The sequence below is a fragment of the Accumulibacter sp. genome (assembly GCF_031732815.1).
In the GTDB taxonomy this organism is placed as follows: domain Bacteria; phylum Pseudomonadota; class Gammaproteobacteria; order Burkholderiales; family Rhodocyclaceae; genus Accumulibacter.
In genome coordinates, this window is sequence record NZ_JAVMKF010000247.1 from 1 (window position 1) to 3,038 (window position 3,038).

At 66.4% G+C, this 3,038-nt stretch carries 3 protein-coding genes; all 3 read left to right on the forward strand.

Annotation, left to right across the window (positions count from 1 at the left end):
* Positions 1 to 1,215, forward strand: a 1,215-nt coding sequence (locus RKP46_RS14920; protein WP_311107363.1) for a 2-methylfumaryl-CoA isomerase, incomplete at its 5' end; no start/stop codon positions are given.
* A gap of 56 nt (positions 1,216 to 1,271) precedes the next feature.
* Positions 1,272 to 2,315, forward strand: a complete 1,044-nt coding sequence (locus tag RKP46_RS14925; protein WP_311107364.1) for a CoA ester lyase — start codon at positions 1,272 to 1,274, stop codon at positions 2,313 to 2,315.
* A 37-nt stretch (positions 2,316 to 2,352) separates the two neighbouring features.
* On the forward strand, positions 2,353 to 3,038 hold a 686-nt coding region (locus RKP46_RS14930), incomplete at its 3' end, for a MaoC family dehydratase (RefSeq protein WP_311107365.1).

A 3,038-nucleotide genomic window follows, 5' to 3' on the forward strand; every position in this document is an offset into this window, starting at 1 on the left:
GGTATTCTCTCTGGATTGCGCGTTGTCGAAGGATCTGCCTTCGTCGCCGCACCGCTCGGCGGAATGACGCTGGCGCAGCTTGGCGCGGACGTGATTCGCTTCGATCGCATTGGCGGCGGACTCGATCATGGCCGCTGGCCGCTGACGCCGGACGGCAAGCATAGCCACTTCTGGGCCGGCCTGAACAAGGGCAAGCGCTCGATCGTCGTCGAGTTCCGCCATCCGCGCGGGCAGGAACTGCTCACCCAACTGATCTGTGCGCCGGGCGACAACGCCGGCCTTTTCTCGACCAACTTCCCGACCCGCGGCTGGCTCAGTTACGAGGCGCTGCAGGCAGAGCGCGCCGATCTGGTGATGGTCAACCTGACCGGACAACGAGACGGCAGCTCGGTGGTCGATTACACGCTCAATCCGCAGGTCGGTCTGCCCTGGATGACCGGCCCGACGACTTCGCCGGAGGTCGTCAATCATGTCTTTCCGGCCTGGGACTTCATCAGCGGGCAGATGATCGCGCTCGGCATGCTCGCCGCCGAACGCCATCGGCGGCTGACCGGCGAAGGGCAACTCGTCCGCCTGGCGCTGAAGGACGTGGCGCTGGCGATGATCGGCCACTTCGGCATGATCGCCGAGGTGATGATCAACGACAGCGACCGGCCACGCCAGGGCAACTACCTGTACGGCGCTTTCGGACGCGATTTCGAAACGCTCGACGGCAAGCGCCTGATGGTCGTCGGCCTGACCGACCTGCAATGGCGCAGCCTGCTCAAGGCGACCGGCGTGCAGGCCGGCGTCGACGCGCTGGCCGCACGCCTCGGCCTCGATCTGAACGACGAGGGGAATCGCTATCGCGCCCGCCAGCAGATCGCCGCCCTGCTCGAACCGTGGTTCTTTGCCCGCACGCTGGCCGAAGCGGCGCGCATCCTCGACGCGCATCGCGTCGCCTGGGGTCCTTACCGCACGGTGCGCCAGGCGATCGCCGAGGACCCCGACTGCTCGACCGACAACCCGATGTTCTCGCTCACCGAGCAGCCGGGCGTCGGGCGCTATCTGATGCCCGGCAGCCCGCTCGACTTCACGCGCGCCGACCGGCTGCCGGCCGTTCCAGCGCCACGCCTCGGCCAGCACACCGACGAGATCCTGCTCGACATTCTCGGCCTCAGCGAAGGCGAAGTCGGCCGCCTGCACGACGCCGGCATCGTCGCCGGTCCGGCTTAGGCGAGCGACTCCGCGCCCACCGATCCACCAGCCGCCATTCTCCAGGGGGAAATCCAGTGAAGCTACCCGTTCATTTCTACAAGCCGCTCGCCATCGGCGCACCGCAACCGCTGCGCGAACTGCCGATTCGGCCCGAGCGGATGATCCATTTCTTCCCGCCGCACATCGAGAAAATCCGCGCCAAGGCGCCGGAAACCGCACGCCAGTGCGACGTCATGTGCGGCAACCTGGAAGACGCCATCCCGATCGAAGCCAAGGACGCGGCGCGCGCCGGCTTCATCGAACTGCTCTCCGGGAACGACTTCGGCGACACCGCGATGTGGGTGCGCGTCAATGCGCTGAACAGCCCGTGGGTGCTCGACGACCTGCACGAGATCATCCGGCACGTCGGCAACAAGCTCGATGTGATCATGATCCCCAAAGTCGAAGGACCGTGGGACATCCACTTCGTCGATCAGTACGTCGCGCTGCTCGAAGCGAAGTACGGGGTGCACAAGCCCATCCTGCTGCACGCGCTGCTCGAAACTGCGCAGGGCGTCACCAACGTCGAGGCGATCTGCGCGGCCAGCCCGCGCATGCACGGCCTCAGCCTCGGTCCGGCCGATCTGGCCGCCTCGCGCGGCATGAAGACGACGCGCGTCGGCGGCGGTCATCCGGGCTACGGCGTGCTCGCCGACGCCGAAGCGGACGGCGGACAGCGCGCGTTCTTCCAGCAGGACCTCTGGCACTACACCGTCGCGCGCATGGTCGATGCCGCCGTCGCCCACGGCTTGCGCTCGTTCTACGGTCCTTTCGGCGACCTGAAGGACGAGGCGGCGTGCGAGGCGCAGTTCCGCAACGCCTTCCTGATGGGCTGCTCGGGCGCCTGGTCGCTGGCGCCGAACCAGATAGCCATCGCCAAGCGCGTCTTCAGCCCGGATGTAAAGGAAGTACTTTTCGCCAAACGCATTCTGGCGGCGATGCCGGATGGCAGCGGCGTGGCAACGATCGACGGCAAGATGCAGGACGACGCAACATGGAAACAGGCCAAGGTGATCGTCGATCTGGCGCGCCTGGTGGCCCGCCGCGACCCGCAACTGGCCGCCGCCTATGAGCTGTAATGTCAACGCTTTCCGATAGACCCAGGGGAGGTGCCTGATGAACGACAAGACCAGCCGGGGGAACTTCTTCGAAGACTTCCGCCTCGGGCAGACGATCAACCACGCCACGCCGCGCACGATCAACGAGGGCGACGTCGCGCTGTATACGGCGCTCACCGGCTCGCGCTTTCCGCTCACCTCGGCTGACACCTTCGCCCACAGCCTGGGTTTCCCGCGCGCACCGATCGACAACCTGCTCGCTTTCAACATCGTTTTTGGCAAGACCGTACCCGACATCTCGCTCAATGCTGTGGCCAACCTCGGCTATGCCGCCGGGCGCTTCGGGCATCGCGTCTATCCCGGCGATACGCTGACCGCCGACTCGACGGTCATCGGGTTGAAGGAGAACCGCGACCGGCAGACGGGGATCGTCTATGTGCGCTCGCGCGGGGTCAATCAGCGCGCGCAGATCGCCCTCGAATACGTGCGCTGGGTGATGGTGCGCAAGCGTGACCCGGCCTCGCCGGCGCCGGAAGCGATCGTTCCCGAGCTGCCCGAAGCGGTCGCCACCAACGACCTGATCGTTCCCGCCGGTATCCGCGTCGACCAGTATGATGGCGAGCTCGCCGGCAGCCGCGAGCGCTGGGACGACTACGCCGTCGGCGAACGCATCGACCACGTGGACGGAATGACGATCGAGGAGAGCGAGCACATGATGGCGACTCGCCTCTACCAGAATACGGC